The sequence below is a fragment of the Azonexus hydrophilus DSM 23864 genome (genome assembly GCF_000429605.1).
GTDB lineage: Bacteria > Pseudomonadota > Gammaproteobacteria > Burkholderiales > Rhodocyclaceae > Azonexus > Azonexus hydrophilus.
This window is the reverse complement of sequence record NZ_KE386926.1, coordinates 196,744-215,332: the sequence shown is the minus strand read 5'-3', so window position 1 is coordinate 215,332 and position 18,589 is coordinate 196,744. Positions and strand designations below refer to the sequence as shown.

The 18,589-nt window shown below is 61.8% G+C and carries 18 protein-coding genes, 2 rRNA genes and 1 other RNA gene; 20 read left to right on the top strand and 1 reads right to left on the bottom strand.

The window, feature by feature from the left end:
* From G471_RS0116215 to G471_RS0116125, 20 genes are all read left to right on the top strand, one after another.
* Positions 1-120: ribosomal RNA gene (locus G471_RS0116215) — 23S ribosomal RNA — on the top strand; the annotation flags it as partial.
* 106 nt (positions 121-226) lie between these two features.
* Positions 227-339, top strand: a 5S ribosomal RNA gene (gene rrf, locus G471_RS0116210).
* 126 nt (positions 340-465) lie between these two features.
* Positions 466-564, top strand: an RNA gene (gene ffs / locus G471_RS18930) — signal recognition particle sRNA small type.
* A gap of 26 nt (positions 565-590) precedes the next feature.
* Positions 591-2,207 carry a DNA polymerase III subunit gamma/tau gene (dnaX, locus tag G471_RS0116205; protein WP_028996258.1) on the top strand — a complete coding sequence of 539 codons (1,617 nt, stop codon included), beginning with the start codon at positions 591-593 and terminating at the stop codon, positions 2,205-2,207.
* A gap of 11 nt (positions 2,208-2,218) precedes the next feature.
* A complete protein-coding gene (locus tag G471_RS0116200; protein WP_028996257.1) occupies positions 2,219-2,542 on the top strand; it encodes a YbaB/EbfC family nucleoid-associated protein in 324 nt (107 codons plus the stop codon).
* Position 2,543: 1 nt separating this feature from the next.
* Positions 2,544-3,146 carry a recombination mediator RecR gene (recR, locus tag G471_RS0116195; RefSeq protein ID WP_028996256.1) on the top strand — a complete coding sequence of 201 codons (603 nt, stop codon included), beginning with the start codon at positions 2,544-2,546 and terminating at the stop codon, positions 3,144-3,146.
* 89 nt (positions 3,147-3,235) lie between these two features.
* A complete protein-coding gene (petA, locus tag G471_RS0116190) occupies positions 3,236-3,835 on the top strand; it encodes a ubiquinol-cytochrome c reductase iron-sulfur subunit (protein ID WP_028996255.1) in 600 nt (199 codons plus the stop codon).
* Positions 3,836-3,837: 2 nt separating this feature from the next.
* The gene (locus G471_RS0116185; RefSeq protein WP_028996254.1) at positions 3,838-5,136 is read left to right on the top strand and encodes a cytochrome b; all 1,299 of its coding nucleotides are present in this window, start codon (positions 3,838-3,840) and stop codon (positions 5,134-5,136) included.
* A gap of 13 nt (positions 5,137-5,149) precedes the next feature.
* Entirely contained in the window at positions 5,150-5,869 is a 720-nt protein-coding gene (locus tag G471_RS0116180) for a cytochrome c1 (RefSeq protein ID WP_028996253.1), read from the top strand.
* Positions 5,870-5,952: 83 nt separating this feature from the next.
* Positions 5,953-6,549: a glutathione S-transferase N-terminal domain-containing protein gene (locus tag G471_RS0116175; RefSeq protein WP_028996252.1), complete on the top strand. Its 597-nt coding sequence runs from the start codon at positions 5,953-5,955 to the stop codon at positions 6,547-6,549.
* 1 nt (position 6,550) lies between these two features.
* On the top strand, positions 6,551-6,982 hold the full coding sequence (locus G471_RS0116170; RefSeq protein WP_028996251.1) for a ClpXP protease specificity-enhancing factor: 432 nt from the start codon (positions 6,551-6,553) through the stop codon (positions 6,980-6,982).
* A 128-nt stretch (positions 6,983-7,110) separates the two neighbouring features.
* Positions 7,111-9,834, top strand: coding sequence for a nitrate reductase (locus G471_RS0116165; RefSeq protein WP_028996250.1), 2,724 nt, complete (start codon positions 7,111-7,113; stop codon positions 9,832-9,834).
* Positions 9,835-9,854: 20 nt separating this feature from the next.
* Positions 9,855-10,844, top strand: a complete 990-nt coding sequence (gene ybiB, locus G471_RS0116160) for a DNA-binding protein YbiB (protein ID WP_028996249.1) — start codon at positions 9,855-9,857, stop codon at positions 10,842-10,844.
* Between the two features lie 230 nt (positions 10,845-11,074).
* On the top strand, positions 11,075-13,519 hold the full coding sequence (nirB, locus tag G471_RS0116155; RefSeq protein WP_028996248.1) for a nitrite reductase large subunit NirB: 2,445 nt from the start codon (positions 11,075-11,077) through the stop codon (positions 13,517-13,519).
* Positions 13,520-13,539: 20 nt separating this feature from the next.
* Positions 13,540-13,851, top strand: a complete 312-nt coding sequence (nirD, locus tag G471_RS0116150) for a nitrite reductase small subunit NirD (RefSeq protein WP_028996247.1) — start codon at positions 13,540-13,542, stop codon at positions 13,849-13,851.
* Between the two features lie 80 nt (positions 13,852-13,931).
* On the top strand, positions 13,932-14,312 hold the full coding sequence (locus G471_RS0116145) for a sirohydrochlorin chelatase (protein WP_028996246.1): 381 nt from the start codon (positions 13,932-13,934) through the stop codon (positions 14,310-14,312).
* Positions 14,313-14,320: 8 nt separating this feature from the next.
* Positions 14,321-14,896 (top strand): ANTAR domain-containing response regulator, encoded by a 576-nt coding sequence (locus G471_RS0116140; RefSeq protein ID WP_028996245.1) that lies wholly within the window; start codon positions 14,321-14,323, stop codon positions 14,894-14,896.
* Positions 14,897-15,275: 379 nt separating this feature from the next.
* Positions 15,276-16,457 carry a CmpA/NrtA family ABC transporter substrate-binding protein gene (locus G471_RS0116135; RefSeq protein ID WP_245580582.1) on the top strand — a complete coding sequence of 394 codons (1,182 nt, stop codon included), beginning with the start codon at positions 15,276-15,278 and terminating at the stop codon, positions 16,455-16,457.
* 19 nt (positions 16,458-16,476) lie between these two features.
* Positions 16,477-17,415: a nitrate ABC transporter permease gene (ntrB, locus tag G471_RS0116130; protein ID WP_245580581.1), complete on the top strand. Its 939-nt coding sequence runs from the start codon at positions 16,477-16,479 to the stop codon at positions 17,413-17,415.
* Positions 17,416-17,429: 14 nt separating this feature from the next.
* Positions 17,430-18,230 (top strand): ABC transporter ATP-binding protein, encoded by an 801-nt coding sequence (locus G471_RS0116125; protein WP_211226448.1) that lies wholly within the window; start codon positions 17,430-17,432, stop codon positions 18,228-18,230.
* A gap of 50 nt (positions 18,231-18,280) precedes the next feature.
* On the opposite strand, the gene G471_RS0116120 is transcribed toward G471_RS0116125, so the two are convergent.
* Positions 18,281-18,541 carry a hypothetical protein gene (locus tag G471_RS0116120; RefSeq protein WP_245580580.1) on the bottom strand — a complete coding sequence of 87 codons (261 nt, stop codon included), beginning with the start codon at positions 18,539-18,541 and terminating at the stop codon, positions 18,281-18,283.
* Positions 18,542-18,589: the final 48 nt, after the last annotated feature.

Sequence of the window (18,589 nt, the reverse complement as noted above, 5' to 3'; positions counted from 1 at the left end):
TTTCCCGGAGTCTTGAACTCCCTAAAGGGTCGTCGAAGACCACGACGTTGATAGGTCAGGTGTGGAAGCGCAGTAATGCGTTAAGCTAACTGATACTAATTGCCCGTGCGGCTTGATCCTATAACCTTGTAACACTGCAGCATACTCATAGACGCAGTCACAACAAACAACCTTCTACCATTTTGCGTTCGGCGCGCCTCAACACGCGACGAACACACAAGTTACGCTTGGCGGCAATAGCCTTCTGGACCCACCCCTTCCCTTCCCGAACAGGACCGTGAAACAGATGAGCGCCAATGATAGTGAGCTTCCGCTCGCGAAAGTAGGTCACCGCCAGGCTACCCAATACCAAAACCCCCTCAGAAAACACTGAGGGGGTTTTTGCGTTCTTGAACGACGAAACCACGGGGAATTTAGTTGTCGATCCTCGGGGCGGGAAAGGCGCTCTGTGCTAGAATTCGCACCGGCGGGTCTCCCCGCATTGTAGTGTGGTGAACCTGGTCAGGTCCGGAAGGAAGCAGCCACAGCCATTAACTGCAAGTGCCGGGGGTTAGGCTCGCCACTTTCATTTTTGCTTTGGTGTGGGGCGCATGAGTTACCAGGTTCTCGCCCGCAAGTGGCGACCGCGCAATTTTTCGACACTCGTCGGCCAGGAACATGTGGTTCGGGCGTTGACGCATGCATTGTCCGAACAGCGGCTACATCATGCGTACTTGTTCACCGGTACGCGCGGGGTCGGCAAGACCACCATTGCGCGCATCCTGGCCAAATCCCTGAATTGCGAAACCGGCATCACCGCCACGCCTTGCGGCAAGTGCTCGGCCTGCCAGGAAATCGATGCCGGACGTTTCGTCGATCTGCTGGAAGTCGATGCGGCAACCAATACCCGTGTCGATGAAATGCGTCAGTTGCTCGAGAACGCAATCTACGCACCGACGCGTGGCCGTTTCAAGGTTTACGTGATCGACGAAGTGCACATGCTGTCGACGTCGGCGTTCAATGCCATGCTGAAGACGCTGGAGGAACCGCCGGAGCACGTCAAGTTCATTCTGGCGACGACGGATCCACAGAAGATTCCGGTGACCGTCCTGTCGCGCTGTCTGCAGTTCAACCTCAAGCAGATGCCGGCACCGGCCATCTCCGGTCATCTGGCGAACATCCTGCAAGCCGAGGACATCCCGTTCGATCAAGGGGCCTTGGCCCTGATTGCCCGTTCGGCCGGCGGTAGCATGCGTGATTCGCTGTCCCTGCTCGACCAGGCCATTGCGCATGGTGCCGGGCGGGTGGACGAGTCACAGGTCCGGGTCATGTTGGGTAGCGTCGACCAGGATCATCTGTTTTCGATACTGGAAGCGCTGCACGAAGGTAATGCCTCGGCTTTGCTGCAGGTCGCGTCGACGCTGGCGGTGCGCAGCCTCTCCTTTGCCAGTGCGCTGCAGGAACTCGCCGCATTGTTGACGCGTATCCAGGTGGCGCAATGCGTACCTGAGGCGGTCGATGACGAGGATCCGGATCGCGAGCGCATTACGCTGCTGGCGCGCATGCTGTCGCCCGAGTTTGTTCAGTTGGCCTACCAGATCGTCAATCTCGGTCGCGCCGAACTGGGCCTGGCGCCGGACGAGCATGCCGGGTTCCTGATGACCCTGTTACGCCTGCATGCTTTCCGGCCGCGCGGCGTGCCGGAAATGCTGGATACGGTTCGTGCAACACCGCGTCCGACTGCTGTGTCGGCGGCACCCGTGCCCAAGGCACCGGTGGCTGCAGTGACGCCGCCGGCAGCGGCTGCCGAGCGAGCCGCGCCCGCGGCGAAGTCGTTCGCGGAAGATGCTGGCGATGACTGGAATGCCACGGTGGCCCGTCTGGCGCTGAGTGGCCTGGCCAAGGAGTTGGCGCTGAATTGCGAATTGCGGGCACTCGAGGAAGGGCGTTGTCTGTTGCGCTTGCCCTCGACGAAGGGGCACCTGCAGATGAAGCCGTCGCCTGAGCGTTTGCAGCAGGCCTTGAGTGAATACTTTGGTCGGCCACTAGTGCTGAAAATCGAACTTGGTGATCCTTCGTCGGAGACGCCGGCCGAACAGGCGGGGCGGCAGCGGCAGGCGCGTCAGGCCGACGCAGAGGCGGCTATTGAACAGGACATGTTCGTTCAGGAGGCGATTTCCTCACTGGACGCTTCGATTGTGAAATCTTCCATTAAACCCATTGATTGACGGAGCAGCACATGATTAAGGGCGGTTTGGGCGGCCTGATGAAGCAGGCCCAGATGATGCAGGAAAACATGAAGAAGGCGCAGGAGCAACTGGCGCATACTGAAGTCGAAGGTCAGGCCGGTGCCGGCATGGTCAAGGTGGTGATGACCTGCGCGCATGATGTGCGCCGCGTTTCCATCGATCCTTCAGTCATGGACGACCGTGAGATGCTAGAAGACCTGATCGCGGCCGCGATGAACGACGCTGCGCGCAAGGGCGAAGCACTGAGCCAGGAAAAGATGTCCGGCTTCACCGCCGGCATGAATCTGCCGCCGGGTTTCAAGCTGCCGTTCTGACGTGAATCCCAGTGGACTTGAGGCCCTGATCGAGGCCCTGCGCTGTCTGCCGGGGATCGGCCCCAAGTCGGCCCAGCGGCTGGCCTATCACCTGATGCAGCATGACCGGGCTGGGGCCGCCCGGCTGGGTGATGCGATCCAGCATGCCCTGCAGGCGATTCGCCATTGTCAGCGCTGCAATACATTCACCGAGCTCGATATCTGCGAGCGCTGTGCTTCGCCACGGCGCGATCCCAGTCTGCTTTGCGTGGTCGAGACGCCGGTCGACATGAACATGATGGAGCAGACCCAGGCTTATCAGGGGCTTTATTACGTCCTGATGGGCAGGATTTCGCCCATGGATGGCATCGGCCCGCGCGACCTTGCCCTGGAACGTTTGCTGGCCCGGGCCAGTGATGGCCTGGTGCGTGAAGTCATCCTGGCGACCAACTACACCAACGAAGGCGAAGCAACGGCGCATTACATCATGGCCATGCTCAAGGCGCGCGATATCAATGTCACCCGGATCGCTCGCGGGGTGCCCGTCGGCGGCGAACTTGAGTACGTCGACGCCGGAACGCTGGCGCAGGCTTTGCGCGAACGCAAGCTTCTTGGTTCATCCTGATTGCGACAGCGGCTTTTATCGGGGGTTCCATTGGCGTATAATTTAGCGTTTGTTTTTAAACCCATTCAATTCCTTCAGGGGTCAGCGTTATGAGCAATCAAGGGAAAGTGGACTGCGGCCGGCGGCGTCTAGTCGTCGCAACCGCAGCCGTGGGCGGTGTGGGCGCGGTTGCCGCGCTCGTGCCGTTCGTGTCCAGTTTGCTTCCGTCCGAACGTGCCAAGGCAGCAGGCGCACCGGTCGAAGTCGATATCAGCAAGCTGGAAGCCGGTCAGATGATGACCGTCGAATGGCGTGGCAAGCCGGTCTGGATCATCAACCGGACCCCGGAAATGCTCGAAACGCTGCCCAAGCTGGCCGATCAGATGGCCGACCCGAATTCAGAAGTGAAGTCGCAGCAGCCCGATTACGCTGCCAACCCGACCCGTTCGATCAAGGAAAACCTGCTGGTCGTCGTCGGCATCTGTACCCACCTGGGTTGCTCGCCGACTTCGAAGTTCAAGGCCGGTGCCGAAGAAGGCATGGCTGGCGACTGGCTCGGCGGCTTCCTGTGCCCCTGCCACGGTTCGACATTCGACTTCGCCGGCCGCGTGTTCAAGGCGAAGCCTGCACCGACCAATCTCGAAGTGCCGCCGCACGTGTATCTGGCTGATACCCGTATCCTGATCGGCGAAGACAAGAAGGGGGCATGACCATGGCTGGTGGAAATTTCGAAAAGTACAAGTCGGACGGCTCGCTGGCCGGCAACGTGCTGGAATGGGTTGATGCCCGTTTCCCGGCAACCTCGATGTGGAAGGGTCACCTTTCCGAATACTACGCACCGAAGAACTTCAACTTCTGGTATTTCTTCGGCTCGCTGGCCCTGCTGGTTCTGGTCATCCAGATCGTCACCGGCATCTTCCTGGTCATGCACTACAAGCCGGATGCCTCGCTGAACGCCGCCGGTGTGCCGGTCGCCTTCGCCTCGGTCGAATACATCATGCGCGACGTGCCGGGTGGCTGGCTGATCCGCTACATGCACTCGACCGGTGCCTCGGCCTTCTTCATCGTGGTCTATCTGCACATGTTCCGTGGCCTGATCTACGGTTCGTACCGCAAGCCGCGCGAGCTGACCTGGCTGTTCGGCGTCGGCATCTTCCTGGTGCTGATGGGCGAAGCCTTCTTCGGTTACCTGCTCCCGTGGGGGCAGATGTCGTACTGGGGTGCCCAGGTGATCGTGAACCTGTTCGGTGCCATTCCTGTGGTCGGTAACGATCTGTCGATCCTGATCCGCGGCGACTTCGTCGTTGGCGATGCGACCCTGAACCGCTTCTTCTCCTTCCACGTGATCGCCTTCCCGCTGGTGCTGATCGGTCTGGTTGCCGCGCACATTCTGGCGCTGCACGAAACCGGCTCGAACAACCCGGACGGTATCGACATCAAGGAAAAGAAGGACGAGAAGGGCATTCCGCTCGACGGCATTCCGTTCCATCCGTACTACACGGTCAAGGACATCGTAGGCGTGGTCGTCTTCCTGATGGCTTTCAGCGCGATCATGTTCTTCGCGCCGGAAGGTGGCGGCCTGTTCCTGGAAACGCCGAACTTCTATCCGGCCGATCCGCTTAAGACGCCGCCGCATATCGCGCCGGTCTGGTACTTCACCCCGTACTACTCGATCCTGCGTGCCATCGTCTGGAACTTCTTCGGTCTTGATGCCAAGTTCTGGGGTGTGGTCGCCATGGGCGCCTCGGTCGTGATCTTCGCCTTCCTGCCGTGGCTCGATCGTAGCCCGGTACGTTCGATCCGCTATCGCGGCCCGATCACCAAGGTGATGATCACCCTGTTCGTGATCTGCTTCCTCATCCTAGGTTATCTGGGTACCCAGTCGCCGTCCGCGATGGGCGAACTGATCTCGCAGATCTGTACGGTGTTCTATTTCGGTTTCTTCCTCGCCATGCCGTGGTGGTCCCGGATGGACAAGTTCAAGCCGGTTCCCGAACGTGTCACGAAGTGAGAGGGTGCATAAAATGAAAAAATTTCTGATCGCATTGCTCTTCGCACCGGTTCTGGCTTTTGCGGCCGGTGCCAACGTGCCGCTCGACAAGTGGCCCGGTTCGGTGAGCGACAAGGCCGCACTGCAGAATGGTGCCAAGCTGTTCGTCAATTACTGTATGAACTGTCATGGCGCTTCCTACATGCGCTACAAGAACCTGATGGATCTTGGCCTAACCGAACAACAGGTCAAGGAAAACCTGATGTTCACCAGCGACAAGATCGGTGACCTGATGATGGTTGCTGCCCGTCATGACGAGCAGAAGCTGTGGTTCGGCGCGATGCCGCCGGATCTGACCATCATCGCTCGTGCCCGTGGCGAATTGGGTAATCCGGGTGCTGGTGCCGACTGGTTGTACACCTATCTGCGTACTTTCTATCAGGACGAAAAGCGTCCGACCGGCTGGAACAACGTTGCCTTCGAAGCTGTCGGCATGCCGCACGTGCTGTGGGAACTGCAGGGTACCCAGGTGATGAACCATGAAACGCACAAGCTCGAACTGGCCGTTCCCGGCAAGATGAGCCCGGCGGAGTTCGACAAGGCAGTTTCCGACCTGGTCGGATTCATGGTCTGGATGGGCGAACCGCAACAGGAGTACCGCAAGACGCTCGGCATTTTCGTGCTGGCCTTCCTGGCGCTGCTCTTCGTGGTGGCTTACGCCCTGAAGAAGGAATACTGGAAAGACATTCACTGATCCTTCCCGGATCGGCTGACGGCATCGTGGGTTAGACTTCGGTCTGCCCCCGGTGCCGAATCTCATTTTGAGGGTTGCTAAACATGATGAACCTCTACTCGGGCACGACCTGCCCCTTCAGTCACCGTTGCCGCATCGTCCTGTTCGAAAAGGGCATGGACTTTCAGGTAATCGACGTCGATCTGTTCTCCAAGGCCGACGAAATGGCCGCGATCAATCCGCACGGCCGCGTGCCGGTGCTGGCCGAACGTGATCTGGTGCTGTTCGAACCGAACATCATCAACGAATACATCGACGAGCGTTTCCCGCATCCGCAGCTGATGCCGGCCGACCCGATCATGCGTGCGCGTGCCCGCCAGTTGCTGATCGGCATGGAGCGCGAGATCTTCTCGCACATGGAAATCATCGAGAAGAACGGCAAGACCGCCGACAAGGCCCGCCAGGAAATCAAGGCGCGTCTGACCGAGATCGTGCCCATCTTCAACAAGCAGAAGTTCATGCTGGGTGATGAGTTCTCCATGCTTGACGTCGCCATCGCCCCGCTGCTGTGGCGTCTCGACCACTACGGCATCGACCTCGGCAAGGCTGCGGCACCGCTGATGAAGTACGCCGAGCGCATCTTCAGCCGTCAGGGCTTCATCGACGCGCTGACGCCGTCCGAAAAGGCCATGCGCAAGTAAGATGGAACTGCCGTCCACCAAGCCCTACTTGCTGCGCGCCATCTGGGAGTGGTGCTGCGATAACGGCTTTACGCCCTACATCGCGGTCCAGGTCGATGCGCGCACCCAGGTGCCGCGTGAGTTCGTCCGCGATGGTCAGATCGTGCTCAATCTCGGCCCGGATGCAACCAACAAGTTGCAGATGGGTAACGAACTGATCGAGTTCCAGGCCCGCTTCGGTGGCGTGGCCCGGGAGCTGTCGGTGCCGGTGGGCCAGATATCGGCAATCTATGCGCGGGAGAACGGGGCCGGCATGGCTTTTGAAACCGGCGACGAGACCCTGCCTTTCGACGAGAACGAAGAAGCCGTACCGATGGACGAAGTCCCCGATGACGAGCCGCCATCGCCGTCACACCCCGAAGGCGGGCGGCCCAAGCTGCAACGCGTCAAATAGGGACACGGCATCCCCGGGATGCACCAAAAATGGGAGAACCGGAATCGGGTTTTCCCTTTTTTTATGGCAACTCCTTGATTTTTATGGGTGGCATGCCTGTTGCTCAATGCTCGACCGGAAGGAAGATCATGAGCCAGGAAGTCAAATCCACTTGTTGTTACTGCGGCGTCGGTTGCGGCGTGTTGATCCGTGCGGAAGGCGGTGTCATCACCAGCGTGCGCGGCGATCCGGAACATCCGGCCAACCTTGGTCGTTTGTGCACCAAGGGCGCATCCCTGCACCTGACGGCAGGTACCGCCAATCGTCTGGTGCACCCGGCCTTGCGTCCGGCGCGCGGAGAGCCGGCGCAGGGGGTGGCCTGGGACGATGCCCTGGAACATGCCAGCGAGCGTTTTGCGCAAATCATCCGGACGCACGGCCCCGATGCGGTCGCCTTCTATATCTCCGGTCAGTTGATGACCGAGGACTACTACGTTTTCAACAAGCTGGCCAAGGGCCTGATCGGGACCAACAACGTCGATACCAATTCGCGGTTGTGCATGTCATCGGCCGTGGCCGGCTACAAGCAGACGCTGGGTGCCGATGCGCCGCCGAGTTGTTACGACGACATTGACCAGGCCGGGGTCATCCTGATCGCCGGCGCCAATCCGGCCATTGCTCATCCCATCGTCTTTCGCCGCATCGAGGATGCGCGGGTGGCCAATCCGGACCTGAAGGTCATCGTCGTCGATCCGCGCCGCACCGAAAGCGCGGCCATTGCCGATCTCCATCTGCCGATCAAGCCGGGCAGCGACATCGCGCTATTTAATGGCATGTTGCATGTGATGATCGGCGAAGGACTGATCGACGAGACCTATATTGCCGAACATACCGAGGGTTTTGCCGAACAGGCCGCCATCGTCGCCGAATACACCCCGATGCGGGTCGCCGAATTGTGCGGGATTCCAGCCAGCGACATCGTGCGCGCGGCGCGCTGGTTTGCCACCCGGGGGCCGGCGTTGTCGCTTTACTGCCAGGGGCTCAACCAGTCGGCGCACGGTACGCACAACAATGCCGCGCTGATCCAGTTGCACCTGGCTTGCGGCCAGATCGGCAAGGCCGGTGCCGGCCCCTTCTCGCTGACCGGCCAGCCGAATGCCATGGGCGGTCGCGAGGTCGGCGGGCTGGCCAATCTGCTGTCGGCGCATCGTGACCTGGCGAATCCGCAGCATCGCGCCGAGGTGGCGGCCTTGTGGGGAATCCCGGAAGTGCCGGCAAAGCCCGGCAAGGCTGCGGTCGACCTGTTCAAGGCGCTGGCCAGCGGCGAGATCAAGGCGGTCTGGATCGCCTGCACCAATCCCGCACAATCCCTGCCGCATCAGGCGGCGGTTCGTGCCGGACTGGCCAATGCCGAATTCGTCGTGCTCCAGGAATGCTTTGCCGATACCGATACCGCCGCCTATGCCGACCTGTTGCTGCCGGCAACCGGCTGGGGCGAAAAGCACGGCACGGTGACCAACTCCGAGCGCCGCATCACGCGTGTCCAGGCGGCCGTACCGCCGACTGGCGAAGCGCGCCATGACTGGCAGATCGTCGTCGACTTCGCGCGGCGCCTGGGGCGCAAGCTCGATCACGCGGCCGTCGATCGTCTTTTCCCTTACGCCAGTGTCGAGGAAATCTTCAATGAACATCGCGCGTCGACCGCCGGTCGCGATCTCGACATCACCGGTCTGAGCTATGCCTTGCTCGAACAGCAGGGGCCGCAGCAGTGGCCGTTTCCGCAAGGGGCGACGGCCGGGCGGGCGCGCCTTTATGCCGATGGGCGTTTCCCGACTGCCAACGGCCGGGCACGTTTTGTCAGCGTCCAGCATCAAGCGACTGCCGAACAGGCTGACAAGACTTATCCGCTCAGCCTGTTGTCCGGGCGCATGCGCGACCAATGGCACGGCATGAGCCGGACCGGAATCGTGCCGCGCCTGTTCAATCTGGAAGATGAACCTCTGCTGCAGATGCATCCCTGCGACATGCGCCATCGCCAGCTTGAGGATGGCGATCTGGTTCGCCTGTTCAACCGTCGCGGCGAAATTGTCGTGCGTGTTGCTGCCGGCAGCGGCTTGGTGCGCGGCCGGACCTGGCTGCCAATGCACTGGGGCAACCGGTTCATGAACGGGGCCGGCGCCAACGCGCTGCTTGGCGACGCCGTCGATCCCTGGTCGCAGCAGCCGGAACTCAAGCACACCACGGTCGAAGTCGCCAAGAGCGGCCTGGCGTATCCGTTGGCCGTGATCCGCCGTTGTACGGATCTGGACGATGCCTTGCGTCAGCTCGAACTGGCGCGCAGCCTGTTCGACGAGTTTCCCTACGCCACCGCTTCGCTCTATGGTCGCGCCAGTCCGCTGGTCGTCTTCCGGGCGGCGACGGAGGTGCCGATGCCGGCCGCCTTGTTGCAGACCATCGATACCACTTTCGGTCTGGCAGGCGACACCGGCGCCATCGTCTTCAGCGATGCCCGGCGCCATATCGCCAAGAAAGCCGTGGCCCTCGACGGGCAATTGCTCGGCGTCCGTCTGGCTGGCGAAACCCAAGCCCTGAGCTGGCTGCGTCAGGCGATGGCGGAAGGCGAACTGGATGCCAGCCTGCTGCGTTTTGCCCTGGCGCCGACGGCGGCACCCCCCGCATCGCTCGCGCCGCGCCAGATCGTCTGCAAATGTGCTGACGTCAGCGACGATCAGATTATTTCCGCCGTTGCCGGCGGTGCCGACCTGGCCGGCTTGCAGGATACGCTCAAATGCGGCACCTTCTGTGGCGGCTGCATACCGGACATCAAGCGCATGCTGAACCGGCAGCCACAACAACATCCAGAGGCCGCCTGAGGCCCGAACGGAGGAGACCCGTGAGTTACGCTCAATATATCAAGGAAATCGGACGCGGTGCCCAGGGATCGCGCGATCTGTCGCCGGAAGAGGCACGCCAGGTCTACGCGGCGATGCTCGACGGCGGCGTTCCTGACCTGGAGCTTGGGGCGATCCTGATCGCCCTACGCGTCAAGGGCGAGTCCAGCGACGAGATGCTCGGCTTCCTGGCCGCCATCGACGAGCGCATGAATCGCCTCGACATGCCGCACGGCCGGGTGCGCCCGGTGGTGTTGCCCAGTTACAACGGCGCGCGCAAGGAAGCCAACCTGACACCGCTGCTGGCCTTGCTGCTGCAGCGCTTCGGCGTGCCGGTGCTGGTCCATGGTCTGATCGAAGGCTATGGTCGGGTGACCAGTGCGCAGATCCTGCGTGAGCTCGGCCACATGCCGGTGATGTCGGCGCAACAGGCGCAGCAGACGCTGGAAGAAAAGGGTCTGGCTTTCCTGCCGCTGACCGCGCTGGCGCCCGGCCTGCACAACATGCTCTCCCTGCGCGCCCGGATGGGCGTGCGCAACAGTGCGCACAGCCTGGTCAAGCTGCTCAATCCCTTCCGTGGCGAGGCGGTGCTGGTGGCGCCGGCGACGCATCCCGATTTCATCACGCTGATGCGCGACATCCTTGTCGAGCGCGGGCAGCGCGGCTTGTTGCTGCGCGGTACCGAAGGCGAGCCGGTGGCCAATCCGAAGCGCCGGCCGCGTCTCGAATATGTCCGTAACGGTAGCGTCGATACCTTGTTCGAAGCCGAGCACGACAGCTTGCGCGGCCTGCCCAACCTGCCCGAAGCCTGCGATGCGGTGAGCACCGCGCGGTGGACGCGGCGGGTGCTGGAAAAGCAGGTGCCGCTGCCCAAGCCGATTGCCAACCAGTTGGCCTGCCTGCTGTTTGCCAGCGGTTATGTCGACGACCTCAACCAGGCCAAGGCCATCGTCGCGGTCGAGGCGACCGGGCTGTTGATGGGTGGCAACTGAGCGCTGCATGCACTGTGCTGGTCAGATGGGCACGTTAATGGTGCATCGTGTCGCACGCGGCTTTATGTAAATCCTGATTAATCAATGATTTGGTCCGCTGGCACGCGGATTGCAACAACCCCGGCAAAGCAGCGAATCCACCGCCAACGGGGGCGGTCCGATGGCAACGACGTCATGCGCTGAAACATCTTTGCACCGCAAGGTGCGCGCAACGTTGGAGCCCCGTCATCATGAGCAAACCCCGTCTGGTACTGATCGGCAACGGCATGGCCGGTGTCCGCACCATTGAAGAACTGCTGAAGATCGCCCCGGATCACTACGAGATCACGATCTTCGGCGCCGAACCCCACCCCAACTACAACCGCATCCTGCTGTCACCGGTCCTGGCCGGCGAGATGACGGTGCCGGAAATCGTCCTCAACGAACTCGACTGGTATGCCAGCAATGGCATCACGCTGCACACCGGCAAGCAGGTTGTTGCCATCGACCGCATCCGCCGCAAGGTGATCGCCGACGACGGCAGCGAAGCGCCCTACGACCGCCTGCTCATCGCCACCGGCTCGACGCCTTTCATGCTGCCGATTCCCGGCAACGACCTGCCCGGCGTCATCGGTTACCGCGACATCAAGGACACCGACGAGATGATCGCCACCGCCAAAGTGCACAAGCACGCGGTGGTCATCGGCGGCGGCCTGCTCGGCCTGGAGGCCGCCAACGGCCTGAAGCTGCGCGGCATGGACGTGACCGTCGTGCATATTGGCCCGTGGCTGCTCGAACGCCAGCTCGACGAGACGGCCGGACGCATGCTGCAACAGTCGCTGGAAGACAAGGGCCTGAAGTTTCTGTTGCAGAAGCACACCGAGATGCTGGTCCAGGGCGTGAGCGGCCGCGTCGCTGCGGTGCGCTTCAAGGACGGCATGCAGATTCCCGCCGACCTCGTGGTGATGGCTGCCGGCATCCGCCCCAATTATGCGCTGGCCGAGAAGTCGGGCATCTATTGCAACCGTGGCATCGTCGTCAACGACACCATGCAGACCTACGATCCGAAGATCTACGCCGTCGGCGAATGCGTCAGCCATCGCGGCATCGCCTACGGGCTGGTGGCGCCGCTGTTCGAGCAGGCCAAGGTCGCCGCCAATCATCTGGCCGGTTACGGCATCGGCCGCTATACCGGCTCGGTGACCTCGACCAAGCTGAAAGTTACCGGCATCGACCTGTTCTCGGCCGGCGACTTCATGGGCGGCAAGGATACCGAGGAAATCGTCCTCAACGACCCGCACGGCGGCGTCTATAAAAAGCTGGTGATCAAGGACAACAAGCTGGTCGGCGGCGTCATGTACGGCGACACCGCCGATGGCCCGTGGTATTTCCAGTTGCTCAAGGACGCCCGCGACATCCATGACATCCGCGACTCGCTGATCTTCGGCCAGAGCCTGGTCGGCGACGTCGGCCACGCCGGCAACAGCAAGGCCGCTGCCATGGCCGACAGCGCCGAGGTCTGTGGCTGCAACGGGGTGACCAAGGGAACCATCGTCAAGGCGATCAAGGAGCAGGGGTTGTTTACGCTCGACGAGGTCAAGAAGCACACCAAGGCCGCGTCGTCCTGCGGTTCCTGCGCCGGGCTGGTCGAGCAGATCCTGGCCTCGACCATCGGCGGCGCCTATACGCCGGCCGCCTCGGACAAGAAACCGATCTGCGGTTGTACCGAGCATTCGCACCAGAAGGTGCGCGAAGCCATCCGCAACGAACACCTGACCACCAAGGAAGCCGTGTTCGCCGAACTCGGCTGGACGACGCCGAACGGCTGCGAGAAGTGCCGGCCGGCGATCAACTATTACCTGATCTCGACCTGGCCGCACGAAGCCAAGGATGACCCGCAGTCGCGGCTGATCAACGAGCGCTCGCACGCCAACATCCAGAAGGACGGCACCTATTCGGTGGTGCCGCGGATGTGGGGCGGCCTGACGACGCCGGCCGAGCTGCGCGCGATCGCCGATGTCGCCGAGAAATACCAGGTGCCGACGGTGAAGGTCACCGGCGGCCAGCGCATCGACCTGCTCGGCATCAAGAAGGAGGATCTCCCCGCCGTGTGGGCCGACCTCAACGCTGCCGGCATGGTTTCCGGCCACGCCTACGGCAAGTCGATCCGCACCGTGAAGACCTGCGTCGGCGCCGAACACTGCCGCTTCGGCACGCAACTGGCGATGGACATGGGCGTCAAGCTGGAAAAGATGCTGTTCGACATGTACGCCCCGCACAAGGTCAAGCTGGCCGTCTCCGGCTGCCCGCGCAACTGTGCCGAAGCCGGCATCAAGGACGTTGGCGTGATCGGTGTCGATTCCGGCTACGAGCTTTACGTTGGCGGCAACGGCGGGATCAAGACCGAAGTTGCCCAGTTCCTGTGCAAGGTGAAGTCGGACGAGGAGGTCATGGAATATTCCGGGGCCTTCCTCGAACTCTACCGCCAGGAAGCCTGGTACCTGGAGCGCACCTGCCACTGGCTGGACCGCGTCGGCCTCGATTACGTCAAGGGACGCATCGTCGAGGACGAGGACGGCCGGCGCACGCTGTACGCGGGACTGGTCGCTGCCTTGAAGGACGCCAAGGACCCCTGGTCTACCTCGCGTGAGGCGCAGCCGGTCAAGCAATTCATCCCGATCACGGTCGCTGCCTGAAGCAGACGAAAGGAACTGAAATGAGCCACTGGAAACTGATCTGCAAACTGGAAGACATCCCGGCACTGGGTTCGCGCATCGTCCGCCCGCCCAAGGGCGGCGACATCGCCATTTTCCGCACCAGCGACGACAAGGTCTTCGCGCTGCACGACAAATGCCCGCACAAGGGCGGACCGCTGTCGCAAGGCCTGGTCCATGGCGAGCGCGTGACCTGTCCGCTGCACGGCTGGAATATCGGCCTGGCCGACGGCCAGGCGGTGGCGCCGGATGTCGGCGGTTGTGACCGTTTCGACGTCAAGCTGGAAAACGGCGAGGTCTGGCTGGCAATCTGATCGCACCAAAGCGGACGGCGGCTGTCAATACGCCTTCGGGCGGACAGCCGCCGTTTTCTATTTGCGCTAAAGTGAAAGCCATGACTACAGCCATCATCCTTTTTGCCCACGGTGCCCGCGATCCGGAATGGGCGGCGCCGATGCGCCGCGTGCAGGCGGCGATCCGTTCTGCTGCACCGTCGATTTCCGTCGAACTGGCCTTTCTCGAATTCATGACCCCGGACCTGCCGACTTGTGCCGCCGAGGCCATTGCTGGCGGCGCCCGCAAGGTGGTGGTGCTGCCGATGTTCATTGCCCAGGGTGGGCATCTCAAACGCGAAGTCCCGGAAATGCTGGCCGCCATGCAGGCGCGTTGGCCGACGGTCGAGTTCGTGCTCGACCGCGCCATCGGCGAGGAGGAAAGTGTCGTCCAGGCGATGGCCGAGGCCGCACTCCGCAAAGCTGGCGCAGCGCTTGCTTGATTCCGGGCATGTTAAGCGTACTGGTCATTGATGAATCCCGTAGCCGGGCGGCGGAAATCTGCGCCGGGCTGGCGCTCGCCGGTTATCAGGTGGCGGCCATTCTGGCCGATTCGGCCAACCTGACGGCCGAGGTCGAGAAGTTGCAGCCGGATGTGATCCTGATCGACACCGAAAGTCCCAGCCGCGATACGCTCGAAAACCTCGCCGTGGTGCATAAGAACATGCCGCGTCCGGTCGTCATCTTTACCCAGGAAGACGGTCAGAGCGCGATCCGCGATGCCGTCAAGGCCGGGGTTTCGGCCTATATCGTCGATGGTCTGGACCCGAAGCGGATCAAACCGATAGTCGATGTCGCCCGTGTCCGCTTCGAGGATACGCAGGCGATGCGTCGCGAACTCGACGAGATTTCGCGCAAGTTGTCCGACCGCAAGCTGGTCGACAAGGCCAAGGGCATCCTGATGAAGGCTCGCGATCTGGACGAAGAGGCGGCCTATCACGCCATGCGCAAGCTGGCGATGGAGCGCGGCCAGAGCATGTCCAAGGTGGCCAAGGACGTCATCGACATGGCGCGCGTCCTGCTCTGATTCCGCCTCTTTTTGTGCAGCTTGGCCGGGTGTTGCACTGCAACAGTGCATGCGGTTTTTTCGGCGTATTCCCGGTTTTCTTCTGTTTCTCCATGTTATTCAATGGCTTGCGGGTTTTCTTTGGACCTGGCACGGCCGTTGCGTTAAGGAAGGCATAGCACGGTCAAAGGCGGCCGGGCACGAACCGGGTGTTCCGGTTCCAGGACAATGGCGTCCATCCTCGCTGCCCCGTGCAGCAAGGATGCGACGCCTTTTTTATTTTTAGCCATCTGGAGTCAACGCAATGGAAGATAAAAAGCCGGCTGCCGCAGCCCAAGAATCCTCTCCTGTCTCGACCAAGCGTCGCGATTTTGTCACTGCCGCCCTGGGAGCATCCCTCATGTCCATGGTTCCCCCCGGTGTCCGTAGCGCAGCCTGGGCTGCCGGCTCGGATGCCCCCGAAAAGAAGGAAATCCGCATTGGCTTCATCCCGCTGACCGATTGCGCCTCGGTAGTCATGGCGGCGGTCAACAAGTTCGACGAGAAGTACGGCATCAAGATCATCCCGACCAAGGAAGCCTCCTGGGCTGGCGTCCGCGACAAGCTGGTCAATGGCGAACTGGACATGGCGCACGTGCTCTACGGCCTGATCTACGGTGTGCATCTGGGTATCGGCGGGCCGAAGAAGGATATGGCCAACCTGATGACGCTGAACAACAACGGCCAGGCGCTGACCCTATCCAAGGCGCTGGCCGACAAGGGCGCGACCGACGTTGCCAGCCTGGCCGCGCTGATGAAGAAGGAACCGCGCGAATACACCTTTGCCCAGACCTTCCCGACCGGCACCCACGCCATGTGGCTGTACTACTGGCTGGCTTCCGGCGGCATCAACCCGATGAAGGATGCCAAGGCCATCGTCGTCCCGCCGCCGCAGATGGTGGCCAACATGCGCGTTGGCAACATGGACGGCTTCTGTGTCGGCGAACCGTGGAACCACCGCGCGATCATGGACGGTATCGGCATCACCGCAGCGACCACCCAGGACGTGTGGAAGGATCACCCGGAAAAAATCCTCGGCTGTACCGCCGAATTCGTCCAGAAGAACCCGAACACCTGTCGCGCCGTGATCATGGCCATTCTTGAAGCCAGCCGCTGGATCGATGCCAGCATCAGCAACAAGATGAAGATGGCCGAAGTCATCGCCCAGCGCGCCTATGTGAACACCAGTGTCGATGCGATCAACCAGCGCATCCTCGGTCGCTACCAGAACGGCCTGGGCAAGACCTGGGACGATCCCAATCACATGAAGTTCTTCAACGACGGCGCGGTGAACTATCCCTACCTGTCTGACGGCATGTGGTTCCTGACCCAGCACAAGCGCTGGGGCCTGCTCAAGGATCACCCGGATTACCTCGGTGTGGCCAAGAAGATCAACCAGACCGAGCTTTACGCCCAGGCAGCATCCAAGCTGGGCGTCAGCGTGCCGAAGAGCCCGCTGCGTTCGTCCAAGCTGATCGACGGCGTGGTCTGGGACGGTTCGAACCCGGCCAAGTATGCCGATGGCTTCAAGGTCAAAGCTTGAGTGAGCGAAGGAGATCGGGATGAGTACCACCCTGACGATGCGCGGTGAATTTGCCGGCGAACTGCCGGCCAAGCCCGAAACAGAGACTGTGCCGGTCAAGCCGGTCAAGGAAAAGACGATGGAAACACACGCCAATCCTGCAACCCAGGCGGCTGCGGCCGCCCCTGCCAACCCCTTCGGCGAGATGCTGTCGAATGCCATGCGGGCGGTCTTGCCGCCGGTGCTCGGGGTCTTGCTGCTGGTCGGCATCTGGTACGTGGCAACGCTCAAGGGCGGTTCCATCCCCGGACCGGTCGTCGTCTGGCAGGCAGCGGCGGAACTTTTCGCCGATCCCTTCTACAACAACGGTCCGAACGACCAGGGCATCGGCTGGAATGTGCTTGCCTCGCTCGAACGCGTCGGTCTCGGCTTCGGCCTGGCGGCGCTGGTCGGCATCCCGCTCGGTTTCATGCTCGGCCGTTTTGCCTTCCTGTCGGCAATGATCAACCCGATCATCAGCCTGCTGCGTCCGGTGTCGCCGCTGGCCTGGCTGCCGATCGGTCTGCTGGTGTTCCAGAAGGCCGATCCGGCGGCGACCTGGACCATCTTCATCTGCTCGATCTGGCCGATGATCATGAATACCGCCCAGGGTGTGCAGCGGGTGCCGCAGGATTACCTCAACGTCGCCCGCGTGCTCGATCTCTCCGAGTGGAAGGTGGTCACCAAGATACTGTTCCCGGCCGTGCTGCCTTACATGCTCACCGGCATCCGCCTGTCGATCGGCACCGCCTGGCTGGTCATCGTCGCCGCGGAAATGCTCACCGGTGGCGTCGGTATCGGTTTCTGGGTGTGGGACGAGTGGAACAACCTGAAGGTCGAACACATCATCATCGCCATCTTCATCATCGGCATCGTCGGCCTGATCCTAGAACAGGCGCTGATCCTGCTGGCCAAGAAGCTGACCAAAGAATCGTCCTGAGCGGAGTCAAGATCATGGAAAAATTCGTACAAATCGAAAATGTCGGTCAGACCTTCGACACGAAAAAAGGCAAGTTCGTCGCCCTGCGCGACATCGACCTGACCCTGAAGCAAGGCGAGTTCGTCGCGCTGATCGGCCACTCCGGCTGCGGCAAATCGACCCTGCTCAACCTGATTGCCGGCCTGACCAAGCCGACCACCGGCGTGCTGCTCTGCGATGGGCGGGAAATCGCCGGTCCCGGCCCGGAACGGGCGGTGGTCTTCCAGAACCACAGCCTGCTGCCCTGGCTGACCTGCTTCGAGAACATCTATCTGGCCGTCGAGCGCGTGTTCAGCCAGAAGGAAGGCAAGGCCAAGCTCAAGGCACGCACCCAGGCGGCGATCGAACTGGTCGGGCTGGCCCATGCCGCGCACAAGTACCCGCATGAAATCTCGGGCGGCATGAAGCAGCGTGTCGGCATCGCCCGGGCGCTGTCGATGGAGCCGAAAGTGCTGCTCATGGACGAGCCCTTCGGCGCCCTCGATGCGCTGACCCGGGCCAAGCTGCAGGACGAGTTGATGAAGATCTGCGAGAAGACACAGGCAACCGTGGTCATGGTCACGCACGATGTCGATGAGGCGGTACTGCTCTCCGACCGCATCGTGATGATGACCAACGGCCCGGCGGCGACCATCGGCGAGATTCTCGAGGTCAATCTGCCGCGCCCGCGCGCCCGCCTGGAACTGGCGCACGATCCGGCCTACATCGATTGCCGTGCTGCCGTGCTCGAGTTCCTCTACGAGAAGCAGGCGCACGTCGAGAAGCAGGCCGCCTGATCAGCCTGACTTTCCGATGGCGGCCCGCAGCGCAAGCTGACGGGCCGTTTTCAATGGCGCGTCGGCAGGGGATGTGTGCGTTGCAGGTGCTCGTAGGTCTGCATCAGGTCAAGCACGCGCTGGTTTTGCCCGGCCTCAAGCGCATGCTGCATGTTCTCGATGATCATCGCGTGCAACTGGCAGACGCCATCTGGCGTGCATAACAGCATCTCACTGAGTTCGGCGGCAATGGCCATCGGCAGGTGCTCGTGCTCGGCAATGGCTTCGATCTCACCTCGGTCGAGATCGCAATAGTCGATCAGATCTTGCATGGACAGCATAGGGACTCCTCTGGTGTCGTTACGGCATCAGTCGGTTTG